We start from the raw sequence: 22,898 nt of genomic DNA, 5'->3' as shown, positions 1-22,898 counted from the left end.
TTTATTCCCGCGCCCCCCCGGGGGGGCGGTGGGGGGGGGGGCCCGCCGGCCGCCCGCGCGGCGCCCGCGTCTGCCTGCGCCGTGATCGTCGGTGCGGCCGGCGGCGTCGCCGGGGCGGGGGCGGCTGGCGCCACCAGTGCCGCTGCCGCCGGGGTTGCCGGTTCCGGCGCGGTCGTCGCGCCCGTCTGCGCAACGGTCGTCGGCTCGGCCGGCGGCGTCACCGCTGCCAGAGCGGCCGCCCGGGCCGGCGCCGCTGGAGGGGCAGGGGGTTGGGCGGCTGCGGCCGTCGCCGGCGTTCCCGCCCATGTGGGAGACGGCCCCGGTGCCGCCGGCTCGCGCGAGCCGAAGCCCATCAGGGCGATGCCGCCGATGCCGAGCATGGCGATCACCGCCGCCGCGGCCCAGCCGAGCACCCCGCCGCGGCGTGGCTGCGCCACCGCCGCCTCCGCCAGCCGCTCGTTCAGCGTGTCGATCTCGCCGCGGGCGCTGCGCAGCTCCTGCTGCAGCTGCATCACGCTGTCGTTCAGCGCGTTGAGCCGGGCCTCGTCCTGTGTCTCGGGCGCGGTCCGCGCCGGAAACTGCAAGGAGTCCTCAAGGGGGCGTTCGCCGCTCATGCCGTGACCTGCCTTGACCGTTTGCCGTGATCCGCGCTGCCCCGCATACGCGAATAATCTTCTATTATGCCGAAAACCGGGCGGCAACGCGCGGTTGCGATGCTGCACCGGCTGGGCTATCTATCCCGCCCGGCCGATGGGGCGTAGCCAAGTGGTAAGGCAGCGGGTTTTGGTCCCGCCATTCCTAGGTTCGAATCCTAGCGCCCCAGCCAGCCTCCTCTCAGTCCGATCCGGAGCATACGCCGTTCGCGGCCTTCGCGCCTGCCTCCGTCCGCGCGGAACCGACGGGGCTGCTGCATCGTTTGTGGATCAGGAGGTACGGATGATGCTCGCGGCTCTCATCGGCGGTCTCGTGCTCGCCCTGTTCTACGGCCTCGCTTTGTGTCGCGCCGCCAGGCACGACGACGACATCGAGCGGCCGACCCAGATCTCGCATCGCTGGGTGGTCCAGCCGCCTCGCTGGACGGTGTGGGCGCCGACCCGGCAGACGGTCGCCATCCGCCTGCCGCGCCGCCACCGCTGATCCATCAGTCGACGGAGATCAGGTCGTCCTTGGCGCCTTCGGACAGGCGCCTCGTGTGCAGCCGTGCCAGCGGGTCCTCCGGATGGTCCGCCGTCAGCGCCGCGAACAGCATCGAGGCTCCGGCCTCGCCCCGGCGCAGCGCCGCATGGGCGGCGGCATAGGCCTCGGCGGGGGCGGGGCAGAGCTCGTCCGGGATCAGCGCCTCGACCGGAGCGCCGACGCCGCGCAGCAGCAGCCGCCCGATCGGGCGGAACCGCCGGTCCGGGCAGGCCTTGGCCGTGGCGGCGGAAACGCACAGCGGCGTGCCCAGCGCCTTGTTGGCGTTCTCCAGCCGCGCCGTCAGATTCACCACCTCGCTGTAGGCGGTATAGTCGAAATGGTGGCGGCTGCCGAAATTGCCGACCACCGCGCTGCCGGTGGCGACGCCGATCCGGGTCCGGCCGAAGGGCATGCCCTCGGCCCGGCGGGCGGCGGCGAAGCCGGTGGTGAAGCGGTGGATCGCCAGGGCGCAGGCGACGGCGCGCCCGGCATGGTCGGGCTGGTCAACCGGCGCGCCGAACATCGCGTGCAGCGCGTCGCCCACCATCTTGTCGATGGTGCCGCCGGCCTCCAGCACGCAGCCGCAGACGCCGTCGAAATAGGCGTTCAGCGTCGCCACCAGCCGGTCCGGCGGCACGGTCTCGCTCAGGCTGGTGAAGCCGGCGATGTCGGTGAAGATGAAGGACATCTCGCGCCATTCGCCGCCGAGCCGCAGCCGCTCCGGATGCTCGGCCAGCCGGGCCACCAGGGCAGGGGCGAGATACTGCGCAAAGGCCGTGCGGATGGCGCGGCGGTCGCGCTCGACCCGCCATTGCGCCGTCGCCGCGACCGCGCCATGGGTCAGCAGCAGGCCCAGCGTCGGCAGGGTCGGGTCGAGCAGCAGCCCGGCCTGGCGATAGGCCAGGAAGGCGCCGGCGGCGATCGGGACCATGGCCAGCACCACCAGACCGCCCGCGACGATCGCCGGCAGCCGCCGCCAGGAGGCGATCAGGGCGAAGCCGAGCGCCAGGAGCAGTCCGATCTCGAGCGCCATGGCCCAGGCCGGCCGGGTCAGGTGGCGGCCGAGCAGGATCTGCTCCAGCGCCTCGGCATGGGCGGTGACGCCGGCGATGCGGTCGCGCAGCGGCGTCAGCACGCTGTCGCCGAAGCCGGTGGCGGTGACGCCGATCAGCGCGATCCGCCCGCGCAGCGTCGTCGCCAGCTCGGCCTCCGGCGTGGCCGGATCGAGCACCCGCCACGCCGCCACCTGGCGGGCCGGCGTGTCCGGCGTGAATAGCAGCCAGAACTGGCCGTCCGGCGCCACCGGCAGGATCACCTCGCCGATCCGGATCGCGTCCAGCCCTGGGCCGTCGGGCGCGGCCCGCAGCGTCACGGTACCGGCGCCCTGGGCCACCCGCAGCGCCTCGACCGCGAGCGAAGGGATCAGGGTGTCGCCGAGCCGGGAGACGGCAGGCAGCCGCCGCAGCACCTCGTCCCGGCCCGTCGGCGCGCCGATGCTGCCATCACCCGAGGCCGCAGCCTCGAATTCCGGCAGGCTGGGCACCGCCCCGGCGAAACGGTCGAGCTGCTGCCGCGCCGGCCCGATCTCGGCGAAGCTGGCGACGATGCGCGGCAGCCGGCCCGGCTCCCCGGCGGGGGCGAAGGCGACGACGCTGCGGGTCCGGCCCAGCGCCTCGGCGAGGTCGCGGTCGGGGTCGGGCAGATTCCGGGTCAGCGCCGCCAGCACGGCCGGGTCGGCGCGGCCGGCCAGCAGGTCCCCGATCCGGGCCGGGGCGGTGCGGTCCGGCTCGGCCAGGACGAGGTCGAGCACGATCGCAGCCGCCCCGGCCTGCGCCAGCCGGTCGACCAGCCGGGCCAGGCGGTCGCGCGGCCAGGGCCATTGTCCGAGCCGGCGCAGGGATTCGTCGTCGATCGCGACCACGCGGACCGGCACGGCGGGGTCGTAGGTGCGCGGCGCCAGCCGCTGCAACAGGTCGAATCCCTGCAGCCGCAGCGCAGCCATCGGCGCCGGATCGGCCAGGCGCAGCGCCACCAGCGCGGCCAGGACCAGGAGCCCGGGCAGGATCGGGCCGAAGCGGCGCCAGAGGCGGTGCATCGGGTCAGGGCGCCCCGATATCGGCGATGTCGGCAAGCCCCTCGGTGTCGCAGATCACCAGCGCCCCGTCCTGCCGCCGCAGCAGCCCTTCGGCGGACCAGCGGCCGAGCTGCAGGTTGACCTTCTCGCGGCTGGCCCCGATCAGCTGGCCGAGGTCGCGCTGCGACAGGGCCAGCGGCAGCAGCACCTCGCCCCCGGCGTCGCGGGCGCCGTGGGTCTCGCTCAGCGTCAGCAGCAGCCGCGCCAGCCGCGACGGCAGGGTCATCAGGGCCACGCCCTCGAGCTGATCGCTGGTGCGCCGCAGCCGGGTCGACAGCAGCTCCAGCAGCCGGATGCAGGCCTCGGGCGACTCGCGCAGCACCGGCAGCATGTCGCGGCGGTCCAGGCTCAGCAGCCGGCACGGGCCGAAGGCGACGGCATCGGCGCTGCGGCCGCGGCCGTCCAAGAGCGACATCTCGCCGAAGATCTCGCCCGGCTCGAGGATGGCGAGCAGGATCTCGCGCCCCTGCGGCGAGGTCAGGCGCAGCGCCACCCGGCCGGAGGCCACGATCATCAGGCTGGTGCTCTCGTCACCGCGCAGGAAGACGGTGTCGCCGTCGTCGTGGCTGCGCTCGGTCAGATGGGCGGCCAGGGCGTCGCGCTGGGCCGGGGGAAAGGCGGCGAAGAACGGAGTCTCGGACAGAAGGCGACGCTTCTCCGCCGGCGAAACGCTGGCCACTCGGACTCTCCTGGCATGTCTGCGCTAGGATAGGGGCTGTCTTCCATCACGGGAAGGCCCGGTCGCGCTGCGCAATGACCCAGGTAACACCGGACGGTCCCGCTCCGAACCATGATCTCTCGGAAAGGGAGATTGCGATGTCACGACTTTCACGTCCCGTCGGGTTCGTTCTCGCCTGCCTGCTGCTGCCGGCCGCGGCCCTGGCCCAGGACCGTCCGAAGATCGGCCAGGTCGATCGGCTCGAGGCGGCGGCCGGCGCCTTCTACCAAGGCCAGGACCGGCTGCTCGACCCGGCCTCGCCGGTGTTCCTCGACGACACGCTGTGGACCGGCCCGCAGTCGCGGCTGTTGGTCAGGCTCGACGACGGCAGCGAGCTGACGCTCGGGCCGGCGGCGCGACTGCTGGTCGACCGCTTCGCCTATGGCGGGGCGGATGGCGACGCCGCCCTGGCGTTGCGCCGGCTGCAGGGCGCCTTCCAGTTCGTTGGCGGCGGCGTCGAGCAGGCGCCCAACCACAGCGTCACCATCGAGACCGGCGTGGCCACGCTCGGGGTGCGCGGCACCCGCTTCTTCGCCGGCCCGATCGACGGCGCCTTCGGCGTCCTGGTCCTCGACGGCGCGGTCGAGGTCTCGACCGATGCCGGTTCGGTGCTGCTCGGCCCCGGCGAGGGCACGGCCGTCACCAGCCGCAAGGAGCCGCCGGGCGCGGTCAAGCGCTGGCCGGCCGAGAAGGTCCAGCGGGCGATGGCGATGGTCGGCTTCCGCTGAGGGAAGCCGAGGCCTCTACAGGCCGAGGTCGCGCTTGATCTCGGCCAGGACCGTGCAGGCCTTGTTCGGGTCCTGGGCGCTGATCGAGGGCAGCGACTGGATCTTGCTCGAGATCTCGGACAGCTTGGCCTCGGGCAGGGAGCCGTCACGCACCTTGGCGCCCCAGGCCGCGACCACGGCCGCGGATTCGGCGTTCACGTCGCAGGATTCGGCGGCCAGGGCAGGGCCGGCGATGAAGGCGAGAAGGCCGGCGGTCAGGACAAGGCGGCGCATTGTACTCTCTGGTTCGCAGCGCAGCCGCAGGGGCTGCGGGGCGGAGAATCGTCTTCAAGCATGGCAGGATCAAGGCCGGCACACCCTTCCGGTGCCGGTCCGGTTGCGCTATGAAGCGCCCATTCCCCGCGGGGTGTTGGAGAACCGTACATGGCCGAGCACGCGTCGTTCCGGAAGGATTTCCCGGTCTCCTGGGAGGAGCTGCACCGCAACGCCCGTGCCCTGGCCTGGCGTCTGGCCGAGCTGGGGCCGTGGAAAGGCATCGTCGCCATCACCCGCGGCGGGCTGGTGCCGGCCGCGATCCTGGCGCGCGAGCTCGATGTCCGGCTGATCGACACGGTCTGCGTCTCGACCTACGACCACCAGGACATGCGCGAATCCAAGATCCTGAAGGCGCCGGTCGAGGGCGACGGCGAGGGCTGGCTGATCGTCGACGACCTGGTCGACACCGGCCGCACCGCGCGGGTGGTGCGCGACCTGCTGCCGAAGGCGCATTTCGCCACGGTCTACGCCAAGCCGGCCGGCCGCCCGCTGGTCGACACCTTCATCACCGAGGTCAGCCAGGACACCTGGATCTTCTTCCCCTGGGACATCGAGTACCGCTACGCCGAGCCGATCGCCGAGCTCCGCCAGAAGCGCTGAGGCCGCCATGCCGATCCATTTCGAGGCGTCGGAGCTGGCGGACCGCCGCCGCCGCGTCTGCGCCGAGATCGCCGCCCGCGGGCTCGACGGCCTGCTGGTGTTCCGGCAGGAGTCGCTGTACTGGCTGACCGGCTACGACACCTTCGGCTATGTCTACTTCCAGTGCCTGTGGCTGGGCGTGGACGGGCGGATGACGCTCCTGACCCGCTCCGCCGACGAGCGCCAGGCCTATTTCACCTCGGTGATCGAGGATGTCCGCGTCTGGGTCGACCGGGCGGGCTCCGAGCCGGCGGACGACCTGCTGGCGATCCTGGACGAATACGATGCCCGTGGCGGGCGCATCGGCGTCGAATGGGACGCCTACGGCCTGACCGCGGCGTTGGGCTTCCGCCTCAGGGCCAAGCTCGACGGCTACGCCCAGCATGAGGACGCCTCCGACCTCGTCTCCCGCTTCCGGCTGATCAAGAGCCCGGCCGAGCTGGTCTATGTGCGCGAGGCGGCGAAGCTGGCCGATGCCGCCTATGACGAGGCGGTGAAGCTGACCGGGCCCGGCGCCTTCGAGGGCGACATCCTGGCGGCGATGCAGGGCGCGGTCTGGCGCGGCGGCGGCGACGACCCGGCCAACGAGTTCATCATCGGCTCCGGCCCCGGCGCCCTGATGTGCCGCTACTTCACCGGCCGGCGCCACCTGTCGGCCGAGGACCAGCTGACGCTGGAATTCGCCGGCACCTACCGCCACTACCATGCCTGCCTGATGCGCACGCTCCTGGTCGGCAAGGCCTCGCCGGAGCATCGGGCGATGCACCAGGCGGCGGTCGAGGCGCTGGATGCGGCGAAGGCGGCGCTGAAGCCCGGCCGGCCGCTCGGTGACGTATTCGACGCCCATGCAAGGGTGGCGGATGCCGCCGGGCTGCGCCACGCCCGGCTGAACGCCTGCGGCTACTCGCTCGGCACCACCTTCGCGCCGAACTGGATGGATTCGCCCGGCCTGTCGATGTTCTTCCACGGCAATCCGACGCTGGCGGCGGCCGGGATGGTGTTCTTCATCCACATCATCCTCTACGACAGCGACCGGGGCCTGGCCATGACCTCGGGCCAGACCGTGCTGGTCACCGACACCGGCTGCGAGCCGCTGACGTTGGCGCCGACGGAGCTGGTGGTGGCCTGATCAATCCTGGGTCTCGCCCGACAGCGGCGTGGCGAGCATCGAGGGGCGGCGGCTGAAGGCGTCGAACCAGGCGGAGAGGCGCGGCCGGCCGGGGCGGAAGGCCGGCAGGCCGCGGAACTCCAGCCAGCTCAGCGCCGTGGCCAGGGCGATCTGGCCGAGCTCGACCGGGCCGTCGAGGTCGACCTCGCGCTCGGCGAAATCATAGGCCGCGGCCAGCTTCGCCGTCTGGCCCTCGGCCAGGGCCGGGTAGCGCAGTGCCTCCGGCCGGCGTTCCGTCTCCCAGCGCAGGGCGATGCCGGCATCGGCCAGACCCTGGGCCAGGGCCTGCAGCCGCAGGGTCAGGGCCCGCGCCCGGCCGGCCGGCGGGATCAGCCTCGGCCCGTCATGCAGCCCGTCGAGATGGTCGCAGATCGCCACGGAATCGAACAGCGCCAGCCCGTCCTCGCAGATCAGCACCGGCACCTTGCCCAGCGGGTTGGCGGCGAACACGGCGTCGTTGCGCCGGGTCGGGCTGGTCTCGTGGTGGATCACCTCGATCCGGCCGGCCAGCCCGGCCTCATGCGCCATCACCAGCACCTTGCGGGCATAGGGGGAATGGGTCTGATACAGCAGCTGCATGGTTGGTCCCGGCCTGGAATGGAGCTGCCGTGACCCTATCTGCGGGCTCGCGGGAGGTGCGCGCGATGATCGTGCGGCAACGCAAGTTTTTTGCGTCAGCCGAGCCGCCCGACCTTCATCCGCGGATCCAGCAGGTCGCGCAGCCCGTCGCCGATCAGGTTGAGGCCCAGCACCGCGACGGCGATGGCCAGGCCCGGGAACACCGCCTGCAGCGGCGCCTGGGCCAGCAGGGTCTGCGCGTCCAGCAGCATCTTGCCCCAGCTCGCCTGCGGCGGCTGGGTGCCGAGGCCGAGATAGCCCAGCGCCGCCTCGGCCAGGATGGCGATGGCGAACTGGATCGTCGCCTGCACGATCAGGGCGTTGGCCATGTTCGGCAGCACGTGGCGCAGCGCGATGTCCAGCCGCGACCGGCCCAGCGACTGGGCGGCGCGGACGAAGTCGCGGCCATAGACCACCAGCGCGGCACCGCGTGCCACCCGGGCGAAGACGGCGATGTTGAAGATGCCGATCGCCAGGATGGCGTTGACCGCGCCGGGGCCGAGCAGCGCGGTGATCAGGATGGCGCTGAGGATCGCCGGGAAGGCGAAGGTCAGGTCGACGGCGCGGCCCAGGATCTCGTCGGTCCAGCCGCGGCGGGCGGCTGCCCACAAGCCCAGCGGCACGCCGAGGACCAGGCCGATCGCGACCGCCACCACCCCGACCGCGACCGAGGTGCGGGCGCCGACCATGATGCGGGACAGGGTGTCGCGACCCAGCTGGTCGGTGCCCAGCCAGTGCAGCGCGCCTGGCGTCTGCAGCTTCTGGGTGATGGCGATGGCGTTCGGCGGGAAGGGCGTCCAGGCCAGGCTGACCAGAGCCATGCCGATGAAGACGACGCACAAGGCGAGGCCAAGGGCGAAGCCGCGATGGGCCAGAAGCCGGAGCATGCGCGTCACCCCGCCTGCTTCGGCCGCGGGTCGATCACGGCATAGACCACGTCGACCAGGAAGTTCACCGTGACGACGATGGCGGCCAGCAGCACCACCACGTCCTTGACCACGATCAGGTCGCGCTGGGCGATGGCCTGGAAGGCCAGGCGGCCCAGCCCGGGCAGGGTGAACACGTTCTCCACCACCACCGCGCCGGCCATCAGGAAGCCGAACTGCAGCCCGACGATGGTGGCGACCGGGATCAGGGCGTTGCGCAGCACGTGCCGGCGTAGCACCTGGCCCTTCGACAGGCCTTTGGCCCGGGCGGTGCGGACATAGTCCTCGCGCATCGTCTCCAGCATCGCGGAGCGGACGATGCGGGCCAGGATGGCGGCCTCGGTCAGGGCCAGGGCCGCGGCCGGCAGCACCAGCGCCTGCAGCGCCGGTCCCCAGCCGGCGGACCAGCCGGGGAAGCCGCCGGCGCCGAACCAGCCGAGCTGCAGCGCGAACAGCCAGATCAGCATGATGCCGACCCAGAAGCTGGGCACCGCGAGGCCGAGTTGGCTGAACCCCATCACCCCCCAGTCGCCGATCCGGTTGTGCCGGACCGCCGCCAGCATGCCGAGCGGGACGGCCAGCGCGGTCGACAGCGCCAGGGCGAACAGCGCCAGCGGCGCGGTTACCGCCAGCCGGTCGCCGATCAGCTTCGCCACCGGCAGCTTGTAGGTGTAGCTGGTGCCGAGATCGCCGGTCAGGGCGCCGCCGACCCAGTCGAGGTAGCGGACTGGCGCCGGCCGGTCGAGGCCCATCTGGCTGCGCAGGGCGGCCAGCGTGTCCTCGCGCGCCTCGGTGCCCAGCATCAGCAGCGCCGGGTCGCCGGGCAGCACCTCGAGCACGGTGAACACCACGATCGAGGCGGCGACCAGCGTGAACAGCAGCGTCACCACCCGCCGCCCCAGGAAGCCGAGCATCAGGCGCTCCGGGCCGAGGAGAGAGGCCGAGAGCCCTTCTTAGTCCCCCCTCCCCTCGCGGGAGGGGGGCAGGGGGAGGGGGTTATCGATCGAAGAGTGCCGATGTCGCTGGCCACGTGCTGAGAAGGTGTCCGGCCTTTCCGGGATCGGCGGTCCTGGCGGCGCAAACCCCCTCCCCCTACCCCCCTCCCGCGAGGGGAGGGGGGACTCGATTTGCGCTGGGTCCCTCTCATTCCGCCCAATAGGCCTTGGTCATGTCGTTGGCGGCAATCGGGCTGTTCTTCCACATCCCCATCAGCTTGGCGTTGCGCACCCCGGTCTTGGGCAGCTGGAACAGGAACACCGCGGCCTCGTCGTCGGACAGGATCTGCTGCGCCTGCTGGTACAGCGCCTTGCGCTGCTCCGGGTCGATCGTGCTGTTCAACTGCTGGATCACTTGGTCGAAGGCCGGGTTGTCGTAGCCGAAATAGTACTTGTCCTTGCCGCGGGCGTAGATGTCGATGTCCAGCGCCTCGGTGTGCGCGACGATGGTCAGGTCGTAGTCGAAGCCCTTGAACACCTGCTCCAGCCACTGCGCCCATTCCACCGGCACCAGCTCGACCTGGACGCCGATCTCGGCCAGCTGCGCCTGGATGATCTCGCCGCCGCGGCGGGCATAGCCGGGCGGCGGCAGCTTCAGCGTCGCCTTGAAGCCGTCCGGATAACCCGCCTCGGCCAGCAGCGCCTTGGCCTTGGCCGGGTCATAGGGATAGGCGCCGGTCAGGTCCTTGTAGGCCGCCTCATAGGGCGCGAAATGGCTGCCGATCGGGGTGCCGTAGCCGAACATGGCGCCGTCGACCAGCGCCTGGCGGTCGATCGCCATGGCCAGCGCCCGCCGCACCTTGACGTCGCCGAACGGCTTGCGGCGCTGGTTCACCGCCATCACGGTCTCGCCGGCGGTGGTGCCGATCTCGACCGCGAAGCGCGGATCGGCCTTGAACTGGTCCAGCGTCTCCGGCGCCGGCATGTTCGGGAAGGCGTCGATGTCGCCCGACATCACCGCGGCCGAGGCCGCCGCCGGGTCGGCGACGAAGCGGAAGATCAGCCGGTTCAGCTGCGGCTTGTCGCCGGCATAGGCGTCGGTGCGCTCGAGGGTGACATGGTCGCCCGGCACCCATTCGACGAATTTGAACGGGCCGGTACCGATCGGGTGGGTGCCGTTGTCGGCGGCGGAGTTCGGCGCCACGATCAGCGCCGCCGCCTGACCGAGATGGAACAGGAACAGCCCGTCCGGATGCGACAGGGTGATCACCACCTGGTCCGCGGCCGGCGCGTCGACCGACTGGATCGGCTCGAAGAAGACCTTCTGCGGATTGGTCGAATCGGCGGCGCGGGCGCGGTCCAGCGAGAACTTCACCGCCTCGCTGTCGAATTTGGTGCCGTCGTGGAAGGTGGTGCCGCGCCGCAGGGTGAAGGTGTAGGTCAGGGCGTCGTCCGACACTTTCCATTCGGTGGCCAGCCCCGGCTGCACCTGGCCGTTCTCGTCGATCCGGGTCAGCCCCTCGAACAGGTTGGCATAGACCACCTCGGCAATGGCCGCGGCGGCACCGCCGGTCGGGTCCAGGTTCGGCGGCTCCAGCACCATGCCGATCACGGCCTGGTCCTTGGCGGCCAGCGCCGGTGTTGCGATCAGCCCGACCGCCAGCATGGCGGCGGCGAGCATGCCCCTGATCCCCATCATCGTCTCCCTGTTCGGCCGTGCCGTCGCCGGCCGGCGCGAATCCCGGCGCTTTGCGTTCGCCGCGATGATGGCAGTGCCGCCGGGGCGGGTTCAAGGCTTGCCGTATTTCTCCCGCCAAGCGGTGTGCGGCCCCAGCGTCCCGGCGTGCCAGACGCCGCGGGCGATGGCGCGGGCGACGCAGTCGGCGGCGATGGCGCCGATCCGGGCCAGAGCCACGGCCCGCGCCTCCGGCAGCGGCACCGCGCCGGTGGCCAGGGCGAAGACGGTGTCGCCGTCCATCGGCGTGTGCACCGGGCGGATGGCGCGGGCCAGCCCGTCCTGCGCCATGATCGCCAGGCGCTGCGCCTCGGCCTTGGTCAGGGCGGCATCGACCGCGACGATGCCGATCGTGGTGTTGCCACCGGGCCCGGGCTGGGTGGGATGGCGGAACAGCACCGGCTCCGGCTCTGCCGGGCCGGTCGGGCGGTGCGGGCCGCCGAACTCGCCCGCCTGCTCCCAGGGCCAGGCCCAGAAGGTACCGTCCGGCATGGTCACGGCGCCGACCGGGTTGGCGACCACCAGCGCGCCGACGGTGACGCCGGTCTCGGGATCGACAGCGGAAGCCGTGCCCAAGCCGCCCTTGCAGGTCGCGGTCTTGGCCCCGGTGCCGGCGCCGGCATTGCCCTGGCGCACCTCTGCCGCGGCGGCGTCGCAGGCGGCCAGGGCCAAAGCGCGATAGGGCGGGGTGTCGCCCCAGCCCTTGTCGCCGCCATTGGTCAGGTCGAACAGGATCGCGGCCGGCACGATCGGCACCCGGACGTTGCCCACGGGATGGCCGCGGCCGCGCGCGGCGAGCCAGGCGACGACGCCCGACGCGGCCTCCAGCCCATGCACCGAGCCGCCGGACAGCACGACGGCATCGATCGCCTCGACCAGGCAGGTCGGATCCAGCGCGTCGGTGTCGCGCGTGCCGGGGGCGCCGCCGCGGACATCGACCGCGGCGGTGCAGCGCATCTCCGGCAGCAGCACGGTGACGCCGGTGCGTGCCGCGAGGTCTTCGGCCTGGCCGACCAGCAGGCCGGCGATGTCGGTGATGGAATTGCGCGGGCCCGGGCGGATGGTCATGGCGGTCTCTGCGGTGGCGGCGAGGGGGCAGCAGACAGGACCGGGCTGGGCGGCGTCAACGTCGCGGTTCCCGTCTCGCGGCCGCGCCCCTATGCTCCGCCGCCATGACCGACCTGCCGCTCATCCGCCTGCAGCCCGGCCGCGACAAGCGCGTCGCCGCCGGCCATCCCTGGATCTTCTCGAACGAGATCGCCATGACGCCGGACCTGCGCGAGGTGCCGCTCGGCGCCCCGGTGCGGGTCGAGGCGGCCAGCGGCAAGTCCCTCGGTGTCGGCGGCTTCAACCGGCACGCGCTGATCGCCGTGCGCATGCTCGACCGCAGCCCGGATGCGGCGATCGACACCGCCTTCCTGCGCCGGCGGCTGGCCGCGGCGCTGGCGCTGCGCGACACGCTGTTCGACCGGCCGTTCTACCGCCTGGTCCATGCCGAGGCCGACGGGCTGCCGGGGCTGATCATCGACCGCTATGGCGACGTGCTGGTGATGCAGAGCAACACGGCGCTGATGGACCGGCTGGAGGCGCCGCTCTGCGACGCGCTGGAGGATCTCCTGAAGCCCCACGCCATCGTGCTGCGCAACGACAGCGCCGTGCGCGGCCTGGAGGGGCTGGCGGAGGAGGTGCGGGTGGCCCGCGGCGCCGTCGACGGTCCGATCGCGGTGGAGGAGAACGGGGCAAGGTTCGAAGCCGATCCGCTCGGCGGCCAGAAGACCGGCTGGTTCTTCGACCAGCGCGACAACCGCGCCTTCGTGGCCAGGCTGGCGCGCGGCCGGCGGCTGCTCGACGTCTACACCCACACCGGCGGCTTCGGCATCCAGGCGGCGCTGGCCGGCGCCGAGGCGGTGACGCTGGTCGACCGCTCGGCCCCCTCCCTGGAGCTGGCGGCCAAGGCGGCCACCGCCAACGGCGTCGCCGAACGGGTGTCTACCGCGCGCGGCGAGGCCTTCGCCGAGCTGGAGCGCCGCGACGGCGAGGGCGAGCGCTGGCCGGTGGTGGTGGTCGACCCGCCGGCCTTCGTCAAATCGAAGAAGGACCTCGCCGCCGGGTCGCGCGGCTACGCCAAGCTGGCCCGTCTGGCGGCACGGGTGACCGAGCGCGGCGGCTTCCTCTGCATCTTCTCCTGCAGCCATCACGTCGACCCGGCGCTGTTCGCCGAGCAGGTGGCGCGCGGCCTGGTCGATGCGGGGCGGATGGGCCGGATCCTGCGCCAGTCCGGCGCCGGGCCGGACCATCCGGTGCATCCGCTGCTGCCGGAGAGTGCCTATCTCAAGGGCATCGTGCTGCAGCTCGACTGACGAGCGGCAGGGTTGACAAGCTGCCCCCTACCCGCTGGTCTAGACCAGCCAAAAGGGGAGGCTCGAGACAATGACCATCACCGTATCCCGCGTCCTGCTGATGGGCGCGGCGCTCGCCGCGCTGGCCGGCACCGCCCGTGCCGAGGACGTCACCCTGACGATCGAGAGCTGGCGCAACGACGACCTCAAGATCTGGCAGGACAAGATCATCCCGGCCTTCGAGTCGGCGCATCCGGGGATCAAGCTGAACTTCGCGCCCTCGGCGCCGACCGAGTACAACGCCGCGCTGAACGCCAAGATGGAAGGCGGGGTCGCCGGCGACATCGTCGCCTGCCGCGCCTTCGACGCCTCGCTGGCGCTGTTCCAGAAGGGCCATCTGGCGGCGGTCAACGACCTCAAGGGCATCGACGCCTTCCCGGAAGCGTCGCGGACGGCCTGGAGCACCGACGACGGCAAGACCACCTATTGCGTGCCGGTCGGCTCGGTGATCGGCGGCTTCATCTACAACAGGAGCATCTTCGACAAGCTCGGCCTGACCCCGCCGCAGACCGAGGCCGAGTTCTTCGCCCTGCTCGACAAGATCAAGGCGGCCGGCGAGATCCCACTGTCGATCGGCACCGCCGACCAATGGGAGGCCGCGACCATGGGCTTCCAGAACATCGGCCCGAATCATTGGCAGGGCGACCCCGGCCGCAAGGCCCTGATCGCCGGCACCGCCAAGTTCACCGACCCGCCCTATGTCGCCGCCTGGGCCGAGCTGGCGAAGTGGAAGCCCTATCTGGCCGACGGCTACGAGGCGCAGTCCTACCCGGACAGCCAGAACCTGTTCACCCTTGGCCGCGCCGCGATCTACCCGGCGGGGTCGTGGGAGATCCCGCTGTTCGAGGCCCAGGCCGACTTCCCGATGGGCGCCTTCCCGCCGCCGGTGGCGAAGGCGGGCGATCCCTGCTTCATCTCGAACCACACCGATATCGGCTTCGGCATGAACGCCCACAGCAAGCATCCGGAGGCGGCGCGCGCCTTCCTGGAATGGGTGGCCTCGGCCGAGTTCGCGACGCTCTACACCAACGCCCTGCCGGGCTTCTTCACCCTCTCGACCCACAAGGTCGAGCTGAAGGACCCGCTGGCGGCGGAGTTCCAGGGCTGGAAGGACAAATGCGGCGGCAACATCCGCCTGGCGCACCAGATCCTGTCGCGCGGCAAGCCCAATGTCGACCAGGCGATCTGGAACGTCTCGGCCCAGGTGCTGAACGGCTCGATGACCGCCGACCAGGCCGGCGCCAAGGTCCAGGAGACCCTCGACGCCTGGTACAAGCCGCCGGGGAAGTGAGGGACAGGTCGGGCTCACCGCGGGCGAGCCCGACCCGCTGTCGTGAAAGCGCCTACCCCGCCATGGCTGCCGCGCCGGGCCGATGCAGATAGCTGGTGAAGGTGTCGCGGAACACGCTCTCGCGCCGAAGAGCGATCGGCATCTGCGACAGGATCTGGCCCACTTGGCCGCGGTGGTAGCCGCCATGGGCGATCACATGGGCCAGCATCTCCTCGCGCGACATCCGCCCGGGCGCGCCGTCGGTGAAGGTGAAGGCGATCACCTCCGCGAGCTCGTCCACGCTCAGCCGCGCGGCGTAGTCGACATACCAGCGGTCGGTGTCCCGGATGGCGGCGGTCAGCTCGTCCAGTGCCGGAGCATCGTCGGGTTCGTTGTCGCTGTATCCGTGTTCGATCTTCTGCAGATTGGCGGCGAAGATCCGGTCGACGATGTGGGCGTGATTGAGGATGAGAATGGCCGAGCGTCGTTCCGCCTGGAGGATCTCGTCGTCCAGGGCGGCCATCGCGGCCAGCAACCGGTCATTCGCCCAGGCCTTGTACTGGAACAGTGATGTCAGGAGCGATTGCGTCGTCATCGAGTCCCGTCCGTGACTTGCGTGGAAGATCTGCAGCCATGCCGACTCGGTCGGACGCCACCCGCCGGCAGTCTCGCGCCGATCCTGCCGGAGGTCAAAGCGGGAGCGGCGGGGCCATGCGACAGCACTTGAAGCGGGTGCTGCCAGCCCCTATCTTACGATCGTCTTACTTTGCCGGGATGCAAGGGTGATGGCCGGCGCGGATCAGCTCACGACCACGGTTTCCACCAAGGGGCAGGTGATCCTGCCCAGCGCCATCCGCCAGCGGCGGGAGTGGCGGGCCGGAACGCGGCTGCTGGTCGAGGAAACGCCCGAAGGCGTGCTGTTGCGGCCGGTTCCGGCCTTTCCCGAGACGCGGCCCGAGGATGTGTTCGGCTCGCTTCCCCATCACGGCGAGCCCAAATCGCTGGAGGAGATGGACGCCGGCGTGCTCGCCGAGGCCCGGCGGCGGCATGCTCGCGATTGATACCAATCTGATCGTCCGTTACCTGACCGGCGACCATCCCGGCCAGTCCGCCCGCGCCCGCGCGCTGATCGATGGCCGGCCGGTCTTCGCTTCGGTCACGGTCATGCTTGAAGTCGAATGGGTGCTGCGCAGCGCCTACGGCTATCGCCCGGCAGATATAGCGCACGCCATGCGGGCGTTCGCAGGCCTTCCCACGGTGACGATCGAGGACGGAGGCATTGTCGCCGCCGCCCTCGACCTTGCCGATAAGGGAATGGATTTTGCCGACGCGCTTCACTTCGGCCGATCTGCGCATTGCGAAGGCTTCGCGACCTTCGACCGCAAATTCGTCAGGGCCGCGAAGGTTGCCGGCTGCGAGGGTGTCCGGGAAGTTTGAAGGGCGGGTGGGCAACCGAATTCGCCCTCACGCCCCCACCCGGGCCAGCAGCAGCAAGCGGCGGAAGGGGAACAGGGTGCTGCCGTCCGGCTGCGGCGGGTAGGCCTGGGCCAGCCGGGCCGAATAGGTGGCGATGAAGGCGTCGAGCTCCGGCCCCGACAGCGCCGCCATCACCGGCAGCAGCGCCGTGCCGCGCACCCAGTGCAGCACCGGGTTGTCGCCCTTCAGCACGTGCAGGTACTCGGTCTCCCAGATGTCGAGCGCGGCGGTGCGCGGCGCCAGCAGGTCGTAATAGGCGGCCGGCGTGCCGACCGGCGGCCGCCGCAGCGGGATCCGGCCGGACCAGGGCGCCTCGGACGCCAGCGCCCGCATCAGCACGTGGCTCGGCGCGTCGTGGTTGCGCGGCATCTGCACCGCCAGCACGCCGCCGGGGGCAAGGCAGGACAGCAGGCGGGGAAACAGCGCCTCGTGCCCCTCGACCCATTGCAGCGCGGCGTTGGAGAAGATCAGGTCGACCGGCTCCGCCGGCGTCCAGTCGGCGATGTCGCCCTCGACCCAGTCCAAATCCGGATGGGTCGCCCGCGCCTCGCGCAGGGCGTTGCGGTCGCGGTCGATGCCCGTCACAGCGGCGCGCGGCCAGCGTTCGGCCAGCTGGGCGGCCAGCGCGCCGGTGCCGCAGCCGAGATCGACGATCCGCCGCGCCTCGATGTCCGGCAGCCGGGTGATGAGGTCGAGCCCGGGCTGCAGACGCGGGCCGGCGAATTTCAGGGTGTGGGTCGGATTCCATGCCATAGGGTCAATCTACCGGAAGACCTGCCCTCGGCGCATCCCCGCACCGATCCGCGGCCGGATCGATTGACTCGGGCGCCGGTCGTGCCTATAACCCGCGACCGTTTTGCGTCCGGAAGGGCGCAGGTGAGCCATCCGGAGTTTCGATCGTGAAGAGAACCTTTCAGCCCAGCAAGCTGGTGCGCGCCCGCCGTCATGGCTTTCGCGCCCGCATGGCGACCGTCGGCGGCCGCCGCGTGCTGTCCAATCGTCGCGCCAAGGGCCGGAAGCGCCTCTCCGCGTAATCCGGCACTCGCGGCCGGGGTGACCGGATGCGCGTCCGCCTTGACGATCCTTCCCTGATCCGCCTCGGCCGGCTGAAGAAGCGGGCCGAGTTTTTGGCCGTGGCCGGCACGCGCCGCAAATGGGCGCAGCCGGGCGTGATCGTCCAGCTGCGCCGCTGGGACCAGGCCGGGAACGACACGGAGGCGACTGCCGGCTGCGACCTGCGCGTCGGCTACACCGCCAGCCGCAAGGTCGGCAATTCGGTCGCCCGCAACCGGGCGCGCCGCCGCCTGCGCGCCGCTGCCGCCGAGGTGCTGGGCCGCCGGGCGGCGCCGGGTCTCGACCTGGTGCTGATCGCCCGCGGCGAGACCATCCGCCGGCCCTTCGCCGATCTGGTTGCCGATCTCGACCGCGCCCTGCAGAAGCTGGGTGCCGTGCGCCCGGCGGCGGAGGCGGACGGGGGCGCGGCATGAGCCCGCTGGCCCACGGGCTGCGCGCCCTGGTGATCGGCTACCGCTACAGCCTGTCGGCGCTGATCGGACGCCAGTGCCGTTTCGCGCCCACTTGCTCCGCCTATGCGATCGAGGCTATTGAGCGGCACGGTGCGATCGCCGGGGGCTGGCTGGCCCTGCGGCGCATCGCGCGTTGCCACCCCTGGGGTGGGTCGGGGTATGACCCCGTGCCCGACACCCTGACTGCCGGTGAACCCGGCCGTGACGCCTGCTGCGGCGGTGCGGCCCGGTCCACCGACAAATGACCGTATTCGACTGACCGGCCGGCCAGATGTGAGGGCAGAGGCCGGGACCGGAGCCCTGATGCGATGACCGACCAGAAGAACCTGATCCTGGCGATCGCCCTTTCGCTGGCCATCCTTCTCGGCTTCCAGTTCCTGTTCCCGTCGGCGAAGCCGCCCGCGCCGGCGCCGCAGCAGCAGACCACGGCTGGCACCACCACCTCGACTGCCTCGCCCCAGGCCCCGACCGCGGTCGGCACCGCCGCCCAGGCGCCGATGGACCGTGTCCAGGCGCTGGCCCAGACCGGCCGGGTCAAGATCGACGCGCCGCGCCTGCATGGCTCGATCAACCTGACCGGCGGCCGGATCGACGACGTCACCCTGCGCGACTACCGCGAGACGGTCGACCCGAACAGCCCGGAGATCGTGCTGCTGACGCCGCTGGGCGGCCCGTCTCCCTATTATGCCGACTACGGCTGGGCGCCGGTCGATCCCTCGGTCGTGGTGCCGGGCGCGAACACGGTCTGGACCGCGGACCGCGAGACGCTGACTGCGGATTCGCCGGTGGTGCTGCGCTGGGACAACGGCCAGGGGCTGGTGTTCGAACGCACCATCTCGATCGACGCCAACTACATGTTCACGGTGGTCCAGCGGGTCGCGAACAACAGCGACAAGCCGGTGCAGCTGGCCTCCTACGGCCGGGTGCTGCGCTTCGGCACGCCGGTGACCCAGGGCTACTACGTGCTGCACGAAGGCCCCTACGGCGTGTTCAACGGCACGCTGGAGGAGAAGACCTACCACGACATCCAGGACGACAAGGCGGTCCGGAACAGCACCACCGGCGGCTGGCTCGGCTTCACCGACAAATACTGGCTGGCGGCGCTGATCCCGGACCAGTCGGTCAAGGTCGACACCCAGTTCCTGCACCAGTCGGACGGCGGTGGCCGCTACCTCGCGACTTACCAGGCCGAGCCGCAGACGGTGGCCCCGGGCCAGACCGTGGAATCGACCGGTCGGCTGTTCGCCGGCGCCAAGGAAGTCGACCTGATCGGCAGCTATCACGAGACGCTGAACATCACCAAGTTCGACTTCGCCATCGATTTCGGCTGGTTCTGGTTCCTGACCAAGCCGTTCTTCAAGATCCTGGCCTGGATCCACAGCGTCGTCGGCAATTTCGGCGTCGCGATCCTGATCTTCACCCTGGCGCTGAAGCTGCTGTTCTACCCGCTGGCGGACAAGTCGTACCGCTCGATGGCGAAGATGAAGGCGCTGCAGCCGGAGATGGTGAAGCTGCGCGAGCGCTTCGCCGACGACAAGGCGAAGCAGCAGCAGGAGCTGATGGCGCTGTACAAGCGCGAGAAGGTCAACCCGGCCGCCGGCTGCCTGCCGATCCTGATCCAGATCCCGGTGTTCTTCGCGCTGTACAAGGTGCTGCTGGTCACCATCGAGATGCGGCACGCGCCGTTCTTCGGCTGGATGCATGACCTGTCGGCGCCCGACCCGACCACGGTGTTCAACCTGTTCGGCCTGATCCCCTGGTCGCCGCCGGCGATGCTGATGATCGGCGCCGCGCCTATCATCATGGGCGTCACCATGTTCCTGCAGCAGAAGTTGAACCCGGCGCCGGCCGACCCGGTCCAGGCCAAGGTGTTCATGCTGCTGCCGGTCGTGTTCACCTTCATGCTGGCGCATTTCCCGGTCGGCCTGGTGATCTACTGGGCCTGGAACAACACGCTGACGATCCTGCAGCAGTGGTCGATCATGAAGCGCATGCATGTGAAGATCTCGGGCGGGATGGAGGAGGGGGCCGAGGCACCGGCGGCCCTGCCGCCCTCGGTCACCCGCAAGAAGAACGGCGACGGCGCCGCCAAGGCGCCGGCCACGCCGAAGGCGCCCGGTCCCCGCAAGCCGGCGGGCCGCAAGGGGTGACGGAGCCGGAGGCGACCAAAGGGGTAAGGCAGCCAGAGGCTGCCGAGAGAGAGGCATTCGGGCCGGAGGCGATCGAGGCGGGGCGGCTGCTGTTCGCCCAGGAATGCCGCTTCACCTGGGGCTCGGCCGCGCTGACCGACCTGCCGCCCGCGGGCCTGCCGGAGATCGCCTTCGCCGGGCGGTCGAATGTCGGCAAGTCCAGCCTGGTCAACGCCCTGACCGGGCGGAAGACCCTGGCCCGCACCAGCCACACCCCGGGCCGCACCCAGCAGCTCAACTTCTTCGACCTCGGCGGCCGGCTGGCGCTGGTCGACCTGCCGGGCTATGGCTACGCCAAGGTGTCGAAGTCGCTGTCCCACGGCTGGACCGAGACGCTGAAGGGCTATCTGCGCGGCCGGGCGACGCTGCGCCGGGCCCTGGTGCTGGTCGACGGCCGGCACGGCATCAAGGAGTCGGATGCCGAGATCCTGAAGCTGCTCGACGACACCGCGGTCGCCACCCAGGTGGTGCTGACCAAGATGGACAAGGTCGGCAAGGGCGAGCGCGAGCGCCGGATCCCGGAGGTCGAGGCCGAGCTGAAGCGCCATCCGGCCGCCTTCCCGCGGGTATTTCTGACCAGCAGCGACAGCGGCGAGGGCATCCCCGAGTTGCGCGCCTTCCTCACCGAGATCGCGAAGAACGGCTGACCGCGGTTGATCGCGGCCGCGCGCTGGGGCATGAGAGGGGCGCCGGCAACCGCTCGCAGGACCCGAGCCCGATGACCAAGCCCTTCGCCGCCCCGCCCAACCTGCCCGCCGCCTCGCTCGACAAGGCCCAGACCCTGGTCGAGGCGCTGCCCTTCATGCGCCGCTATGCCGGCGCCACCTTCGTGATCAAATACGGCGGCAACGCCATGGGCGACGATTCGCTGACCGAGAGCTTCGCCCGCGACGTCGTGCTCTTGAAGCAGGTCGGCATCAACCCGGTGGTGGTGCATGGCGGCGGCCCGCAGATCGGCGCGATGCTGGAGCGGCTGCAGATCAAGTCGGAATTCGTCGACGGGCTGCGCGTCACCGACCGCAACACCGTCGACGTGGTCGAGATGGTGCTGTCCGGCAACATCAACAAGCAGATCGTCTCGGCCATCCAGGCGGTCGGCGGCAAGGCGGTCGGCGTGTCCGGCAAGGATGGCGGCCTGATCTCGGCCCGCAAGCTGCAGCGCACCAAGCGCGACCCCGACAGCAACATCGAGCGCATCCTCGACCTCGGCTTCGTCGGCGAGCCGGCGGCGGTGAACCCGGAGATCCTCGAGGCGTTCGAGGACAGCGACTTCATCCCGGTGATCGCGCCGATCGGCGTCGGCCCGCGCGGCGAGAGCTACAACATCAACGCCGACACGGCGGCCGGCGCTATCGCCGCGGCGCTGAACGCCACCCGGTTCTTCCTGCTGACCGACGTCGCCGGCGTGCTCGACAAGGAGAAGACCCTGATCCAGGAGCTGCCGCTGGCCCGGGCGCGCGAGCTGATGACCGACGGCACCATCTCCGGCGGCATGATCCCGAAGCTCGAAACCTGCATCTCGGCGGTCGAGCAGGGGGTCGAGGGCGCGGTGATCATGGATGGCCGCGTGCCCCACGCCGTGCTGCTCGAGGTCTTCACCGAGGGCGGCATCGGGACGTTGATCCGGGCCTGATCAGGCCCCGGCCAGCTGCGCCACCACATCCAGCAGCACCTCGGCGCCGGCGGCCAGCTGCTCCGGCGCGGTGAACTCGGCCGGGTTGTGGCTGATGCCGCCGCGGCTGGGCACGAAGATCATCGCCGACGGCGCGATCCGCGCGATCATCTGGGCGTCGTGGCCGGCGCCGGAGGTGATGCGACGCCAGCGATGGCCGCGCCGCTCCGCCGCCTCGGCGATCAGCCGCACCAGCTCCGGGTCGAACCGCACCGGGCTGAACCGGGCCAGCCGCTCGGTCTCGACCTTGACGCCCTCCGCCGCGGCGAGCGTGTCGAGATAGTCGGCCAGTGCCGCCTCGGCCGCCTGCAGCCGCTCCTCCTCCGGGTCGCGCAGGTCGACCGTGAACACGGCGCGGGACGGGATCACGTTGATCGCGTCCGGCTCCAGCCGCAGCGACCCGACCGTCGCCAGCGTGCCGGCATTGGCACCGGCCACCCGGTCACGCAGATGGGCGACGACCCGGGCAGCGGCCAGGCCGGCGTCGCGGCGGGCGGCGATCGGCGTGGTGCCGGCATGGTTGGCCGCGCCGGTGATGGTGACGCGCTGCCAGGAGATGCCCTGCAGTGAATCGACGGCGCCGATCGCCAGCCCCTCCGCCTCCAGCACCGGGCCCTGCTCGATATGCAGCTCCAGATAGCAGGCCGGCCGGATCGATCCGGGCTCCAGGTCGCCGGCATAGCCGATCCGGGCCAGCTCCTCGCCCAGCAGGGCGCCGTCGGTGTCGACCGCGGCCAGGGCGGCGTCGAGCGTCAGCCCGCCGGCATGGACCAGCGACCCCATCATGTCCGGCTGGAACCGCACCCCCTCCTCATTGGTGAAGGCGGCGATGGCGACCGGCCGCGCCGGGGCGGCGCCGGCGGCCCGCAGCGCCTCGACCACCGCCAGCCCGGCCAGAACGCCGTAACAGCCGTCATAGATGCCGGCGTCGATCACCGTGTCGATATGCGACCCGATCATCACCGGGTCGGCGCCATCAGAGGCGGGCCACAGGCCGAAGATGGTGCCGATGCGGTCGACCCGCACCTCCAGCCCGGCCTCGCGCATCCAGCCCGCCAGCAGGTCGCGGCCTTCGCGGTCGGCGTCGGTCAGCGCCAGCCGGGTCGGTCCGCCCGACGGGCCTCGGCCGACCCCGCCCAGAATCTGCAGCCGGTCGAGCAGGCGGGCATGGTCGAGGGCGGGACGGGCAGTCATGGCGGGGTCCGGCGTCGTTGCCGCGGCAGCATATCGCCGGCCCCGCTCGATCGGTTTGCGTATTGCGCGGCGCCGCGCAA

Annotated in this window: 26 protein-coding genes and 1 tRNA gene; 15 read left to right on the top strand and 12 right to left on the bottom strand. The window is 71.3% G+C overall.

From position 1 onward, the window contains the following. Positions 1–584 (bottom strand): hypothetical protein (locus AAHM41_RS08865; protein WP_342236166.1); only part of this gene is annotated, 584 nt, incomplete at its 3' end. Between the two features lie 167 nt (positions 585–751). Between AAHM41_RS08865 and AAHM41_RS08860 the strand changes: the two genes are divergently transcribed. Together AAHM41_RS08860 and AAHM41_RS08855 are read left to right on the top strand one after the other, a co-directional pair. Next, positions 752–826: transfer RNA gene (locus AAHM41_RS08860), tRNA-Gln, on the top strand. A 110-nt stretch (positions 827–936) separates the two neighbouring features. Then, complete coding sequence (locus AAHM41_RS08855; RefSeq protein WP_342236165.1) at positions 937–1,137, top strand: hypothetical protein; 201 nt, start codon at positions 937–939, stop codon at positions 1,135–1,137. Between the two features lie 4 nt (positions 1,138–1,141). Here AAHM41_RS08855 and AAHM41_RS08850 read toward each other — a convergent pair whose 3' ends face one another. Both AAHM41_RS08850 and AAHM41_RS08845 read right to left on the bottom strand, forming a co-directional pair. Beyond that, on the bottom strand, positions 1,142–3,271 hold the full coding sequence (locus AAHM41_RS08850; RefSeq protein ID WP_342236164.1) for a CHASE2 domain-containing protein: 2,130 nt from the start codon (positions 3,269–3,271) through the stop codon (positions 1,142–1,144). Positions 3,272–3,275: 4 nt separating this feature from the next. Continuing rightward, the gene (locus AAHM41_RS08845; RefSeq protein ID WP_342236163.1) at positions 3,276–3,989 is read right to left on the bottom strand and encodes a Crp/Fnr family transcriptional regulator; all 714 of its coding nucleotides are present in this window, start codon (positions 3,987–3,989) and stop codon (positions 3,276–3,278) included. Between the two features lie 137 nt (positions 3,990–4,126). Between AAHM41_RS08845 and AAHM41_RS08840 the strand changes: the two genes are divergently transcribed. Next, positions 4,127–4,756 carry a FecR family protein gene (locus tag AAHM41_RS08840; protein WP_342236162.1) on the top strand — a complete coding sequence of 210 codons (630 nt, stop codon included), beginning with the start codon at positions 4,127–4,129 and terminating at the stop codon, positions 4,754–4,756. Between the two features lie 15 nt (positions 4,757–4,771). Here AAHM41_RS08840 and AAHM41_RS08835 read toward each other — a convergent pair whose 3' ends face one another. Next, the gene (locus AAHM41_RS08835; protein WP_342236161.1) at positions 4,772–5,029 is read right to left on the bottom strand and encodes a hypothetical protein; all 258 of its coding nucleotides are present in this window, start codon (positions 5,027–5,029) and stop codon (positions 4,772–4,774) included. A gap of 150 nt (positions 5,030–5,179) precedes the next feature. Between AAHM41_RS08835 and gpt the strand changes: the two genes are divergently transcribed. Beyond that, positions 5,180–5,671, top strand: a complete 492-nt coding sequence (gene gpt / locus AAHM41_RS08830) for a xanthine phosphoribosyltransferase (RefSeq protein ID WP_342236160.1) — start codon at positions 5,180–5,182, stop codon at positions 5,669–5,671. A 7-nt stretch (positions 5,672–5,678) separates the two neighbouring features. Beyond that, complete coding sequence (locus tag AAHM41_RS08825; RefSeq protein WP_342236159.1) at positions 5,679–6,839, top strand: M24 family metallopeptidase; 1,161 nt, start codon at positions 5,679–5,681, stop codon at positions 6,837–6,839. On the opposite strand, the gene AAHM41_RS08820 is transcribed toward AAHM41_RS08825, so the two are convergent. The 5 genes from AAHM41_RS08820 to AAHM41_RS08800 form a co-directional block, all read right to left on the bottom strand. Next, on the bottom strand, positions 6,840–7,457 hold the full coding sequence (locus AAHM41_RS08820; RefSeq protein WP_342236158.1) for a glutathione S-transferase family protein: 618 nt from the start codon (positions 7,455–7,457) through the stop codon (positions 6,840–6,842). 95 nt (positions 7,458–7,552) lie between these two features. Beyond that, positions 7,553–8,383, bottom strand: coding sequence for an ABC transporter permease (locus AAHM41_RS08815; RefSeq protein ID WP_342236157.1), 831 nt, complete (start codon positions 8,381–8,383; stop codon positions 7,553–7,555). 5 nt (positions 8,384–8,388) lie between these two features. Beyond that, positions 8,389–9,336, bottom strand: coding sequence for an ABC transporter permease (locus AAHM41_RS08810; protein ID WP_342236156.1), 948 nt, complete (start codon positions 9,334–9,336; stop codon positions 8,389–8,391). A gap of 229 nt (positions 9,337–9,565) precedes the next feature. Continuing rightward, a complete protein-coding gene (locus AAHM41_RS08805; protein ID WP_342236155.1) occupies positions 9,566–11,056 on the bottom strand; it encodes an ABC transporter substrate-binding protein in 1,491 nt (496 codons plus the stop codon). A 90-nt stretch (positions 11,057–11,146) separates the two neighbouring features. After that, positions 11,147–12,160 carry a P1 family peptidase gene (locus AAHM41_RS08800; RefSeq protein WP_342236154.1) on the bottom strand — a complete coding sequence of 338 codons (1,014 nt, stop codon included), beginning with the start codon at positions 12,158–12,160 and terminating at the stop codon, positions 11,147–11,149. A 104-nt stretch (positions 12,161–12,264) separates the two neighbouring features. On the opposite strand from AAHM41_RS08800, the gene AAHM41_RS08795 reads away from it, so the two are divergent. Further along, positions 12,265–13,452 (top strand): class I SAM-dependent rRNA methyltransferase, encoded by a 1,188-nt coding sequence (locus AAHM41_RS08795; protein ID WP_342236153.1) that lies wholly within the window; start codon positions 12,265–12,267, stop codon positions 13,450–13,452. Between the two features lie 70 nt (positions 13,453–13,522). Continuing rightward, positions 13,523–14,782: an ABC transporter substrate-binding protein gene (locus AAHM41_RS08790; protein WP_342236152.1), complete on the top strand. Its 1,260-nt coding sequence runs from the start codon at positions 13,523–13,525 to the stop codon at positions 14,780–14,782. Positions 14,783–14,834: 52 nt separating this feature from the next. Here AAHM41_RS08790 and AAHM41_RS08785 read toward each other — a convergent pair whose 3' ends face one another. Beyond that, entirely contained in the window at positions 14,835–15,356 is a 522-nt protein-coding gene (locus AAHM41_RS08785; protein WP_342236151.1) for a DinB family protein, read from the bottom strand. Positions 15,357–15,546: 190 nt separating this feature from the next. Between AAHM41_RS08785 and AAHM41_RS08780 the strand changes: the two genes are divergently transcribed. Next, positions 15,547–15,822 (top strand): AbrB/MazE/SpoVT family DNA-binding domain-containing protein, encoded by a 276-nt coding sequence (locus tag AAHM41_RS08780; RefSeq protein WP_342236150.1) that lies wholly within the window; start codon positions 15,547–15,549, stop codon positions 15,820–15,822. Further along, positions 15,809–16,198 carry a type II toxin-antitoxin system VapC family toxin gene (locus tag AAHM41_RS08775; protein WP_342236149.1) on the top strand — a complete coding sequence of 130 codons (390 nt, stop codon included), beginning with the start codon at positions 15,809–15,811 and terminating at the stop codon, positions 16,196–16,198. Before AAHM41_RS08780 ends, AAHM41_RS08775 begins: the two co-directional genes overlap by 14 nt. 27 nt (positions 16,199–16,225) lie before the next feature. On the opposite strand, the gene AAHM41_RS08770 is transcribed toward AAHM41_RS08775, so the two are convergent. Beyond that, entirely contained in the window at positions 16,226–16,990 is a 765-nt protein-coding gene (locus AAHM41_RS08770) for a methyltransferase domain-containing protein (protein WP_342236148.1), read from the bottom strand. Positions 16,991–17,136: 146 nt separating this feature from the next. Between AAHM41_RS08770 and rpmH the strand changes: the two genes are divergently transcribed. The 6 genes from rpmH to argB all read left to right on the top strand — a co-directional run bounded on the left by rpmH (position 17,137) and on the right by argB (position 21,585). Beyond that, positions 17,137–17,271: a 50S ribosomal protein L34 gene (rpmH, locus tag AAHM41_RS08765; protein ID WP_138887974.1), complete on the top strand. Its 135-nt coding sequence runs from the start codon at positions 17,137–17,139 to the stop codon at positions 17,269–17,271. A gap of 27 nt (positions 17,272–17,298) precedes the next feature. Next, positions 17,299–17,724, top strand: a complete 426-nt coding sequence (gene rnpA, locus AAHM41_RS08760; protein WP_342236147.1) for a ribonuclease P protein component — start codon at positions 17,299–17,301, stop codon at positions 17,722–17,724. Beyond that, entirely contained in the window at positions 17,721–18,008 is a 288-nt protein-coding gene (yidD, locus tag AAHM41_RS08755; protein ID WP_342236146.1) for a membrane protein insertion efficiency factor YidD, read from the top strand. The genes rnpA and yidD overlap by 4 nt, the downstream gene beginning before the upstream one ends. A gap of 63 nt (positions 18,009–18,071) precedes the next feature. Then, positions 18,072–19,913 (top strand): membrane protein insertase YidC, encoded by a 1,842-nt coding sequence (gene yidC, locus AAHM41_RS08750; RefSeq protein WP_342236145.1) that lies wholly within the window; start codon positions 18,072–18,074, stop codon positions 19,911–19,913. Continuing rightward, the gene (gene yihA, locus AAHM41_RS08745; protein ID WP_446719437.1) at positions 19,910–20,599 is read left to right on the top strand and encodes a ribosome biogenesis GTP-binding protein YihA/YsxC; all 690 of its coding nucleotides are present in this window, start codon (positions 19,910–19,912) and stop codon (positions 20,597–20,599) included. Before yidC ends, yihA begins: the two co-directional genes overlap by 4 nt. A gap of 71 nt (positions 20,600–20,670) precedes the next feature. Next, positions 20,671–21,585, top strand: a complete 915-nt coding sequence (argB, locus tag AAHM41_RS08740) for an acetylglutamate kinase (RefSeq protein ID WP_342236144.1) — start codon at positions 20,671–20,673, stop codon at positions 21,583–21,585. Here the strand turns inward: argB and AAHM41_RS08735 are convergent, their stop codons facing one another. After that, positions 21,586–22,818: a Zn-dependent hydrolase gene (locus AAHM41_RS08735; protein ID WP_342236143.1), complete on the bottom strand. Its 1,233-nt coding sequence runs from the start codon at positions 22,816–22,818 to the stop codon at positions 21,586–21,588. Positions 22,819–22,898: the final 80 nt, after the last annotated feature.

Source organism: Inquilinus sp. OTU3971, from assembly GCF_038440215.1.
The sequence above is the reverse complement of the archived record's forward strand: the minus strand, read 5'-3'. Positions and strand labels throughout refer to the sequence as shown.

Coding starts and splice junctions, on each gene's coding strand:
- AAHM41_RS08855 (WP_342236165.1), top strand. CDS start 937: ATGATGCTCGCGGCTCTCATCGGCGGTCTCGTGCTCGCCCTGTTCTAC.
- yidC (WP_342236145.1), top strand. CDS start 18,072: ATGACCGACCAGAAGAACCTGATCCTGGCGATCGCCCTTTCGCTGGCC.
- argB (WP_342236144.1), top strand. CDS start 20,671: ATGACCAAGCCCTTCGCCGCCCCGCCCAACCTGCCCGCCGCCTCGCTC.
- AAHM41_RS08840 (WP_342236162.1), top strand. CDS start 4,127: ATGTCACGACTTTCACGTCCCGTCGGGTTCGTTCTCGCCTGCCTGCTG.
- AAHM41_RS08770 (WP_342236148.1), bottom strand. CDS start 16,990: ATGGCATGGAATCCGACCCACACCCTGAAATTCGCCGGCCCGCGTCTG.
- AAHM41_RS08735 (WP_342236143.1), bottom strand. CDS start 22,818: ATGACTGCCCGTCCCGCCCTCGACCATGCCCGCCTGCTCGACCGGCTG.
- rnpA (WP_342236147.1), top strand. CDS start 17,299: ATGCGCGTCCGCCTTGACGATCCTTCCCTGATCCGCCTCGGCCGGCTG.
- AAHM41_RS08850 (WP_342236164.1), bottom strand. CDS start 3,271: ATGCACCGCCTCTGGCGCCGCTTCGGCCCGATCCTGCCCGGGCTCCTG.
- AAHM41_RS08790 (WP_342236152.1), top strand. CDS start 13,523: ATGACCATCACCGTATCCCGCGTCCTGCTGATGGGCGCGGCGCTCGCC.
- yidD (WP_342236146.1), top strand. CDS start 17,721: ATGAGCCCGCTGGCCCACGGGCTGCGCGCCCTGGTGATCGGCTACCGC.
- AAHM41_RS08780 (WP_342236150.1), top strand. CDS start 15,547: ATGGCCGGCGCGGATCAGCTCACGACCACGGTTTCCACCAAGGGGCAG.
- AAHM41_RS08825 (WP_342236159.1), top strand. CDS start 5,679: ATGCCGATCCATTTCGAGGCGTCGGAGCTGGCGGACCGCCGCCGCCGC.
- AAHM41_RS08785 (WP_342236151.1), bottom strand. CDS start 15,356: ATGACGACGCAATCGCTCCTGACATCACTGTTCCAGTACAAGGCCTGG.
- AAHM41_RS08775 (WP_342236149.1), top strand. CDS start 15,809: ATGCTCGCGATTGATACCAATCTGATCGTCCGTTACCTGACCGGCGAC.
- AAHM41_RS08820 (WP_342236158.1), bottom strand. CDS start 7,457: ATGCAGCTGCTGTATCAGACCCATTCCCCCTATGCCCGCAAGGTGCTG.
- AAHM41_RS08815 (WP_342236157.1), bottom strand. CDS start 8,383: ATGCTCCGGCTTCTGGCCCATCGCGGCTTCGCCCTTGGCCTCGCCTTG.
- AAHM41_RS08835 (WP_342236161.1), bottom strand. CDS start 5,029: ATGCGCCGCCTTGTCCTGACCGCCGGCCTTCTCGCCTTCATCGCCGGC.
- AAHM41_RS08805 (WP_342236155.1), bottom strand. CDS start 11,056: ATGATGGGGATCAGGGGCATGCTCGCCGCCGCCATGCTGGCGGTCGGG.
- AAHM41_RS08810 (WP_342236156.1), bottom strand. CDS start 9,336: ATGCTCGGCTTCCTGGGGCGGCGGGTGGTGACGCTGCTGTTCACGCTG.
- AAHM41_RS08800 (WP_342236154.1), bottom strand. CDS start 12,160: ATGACCATCCGCCCGGGCCCGCGCAATTCCATCACCGACATCGCCGGC.
- AAHM41_RS08795 (WP_342236153.1), top strand. CDS start 12,265: ATGACCGACCTGCCGCTCATCCGCCTGCAGCCCGGCCGCGACAAGCGC.
- gpt (WP_342236160.1), top strand. CDS start 5,180: ATGGCCGAGCACGCGTCGTTCCGGAAGGATTTCCCGGTCTCCTGGGAG.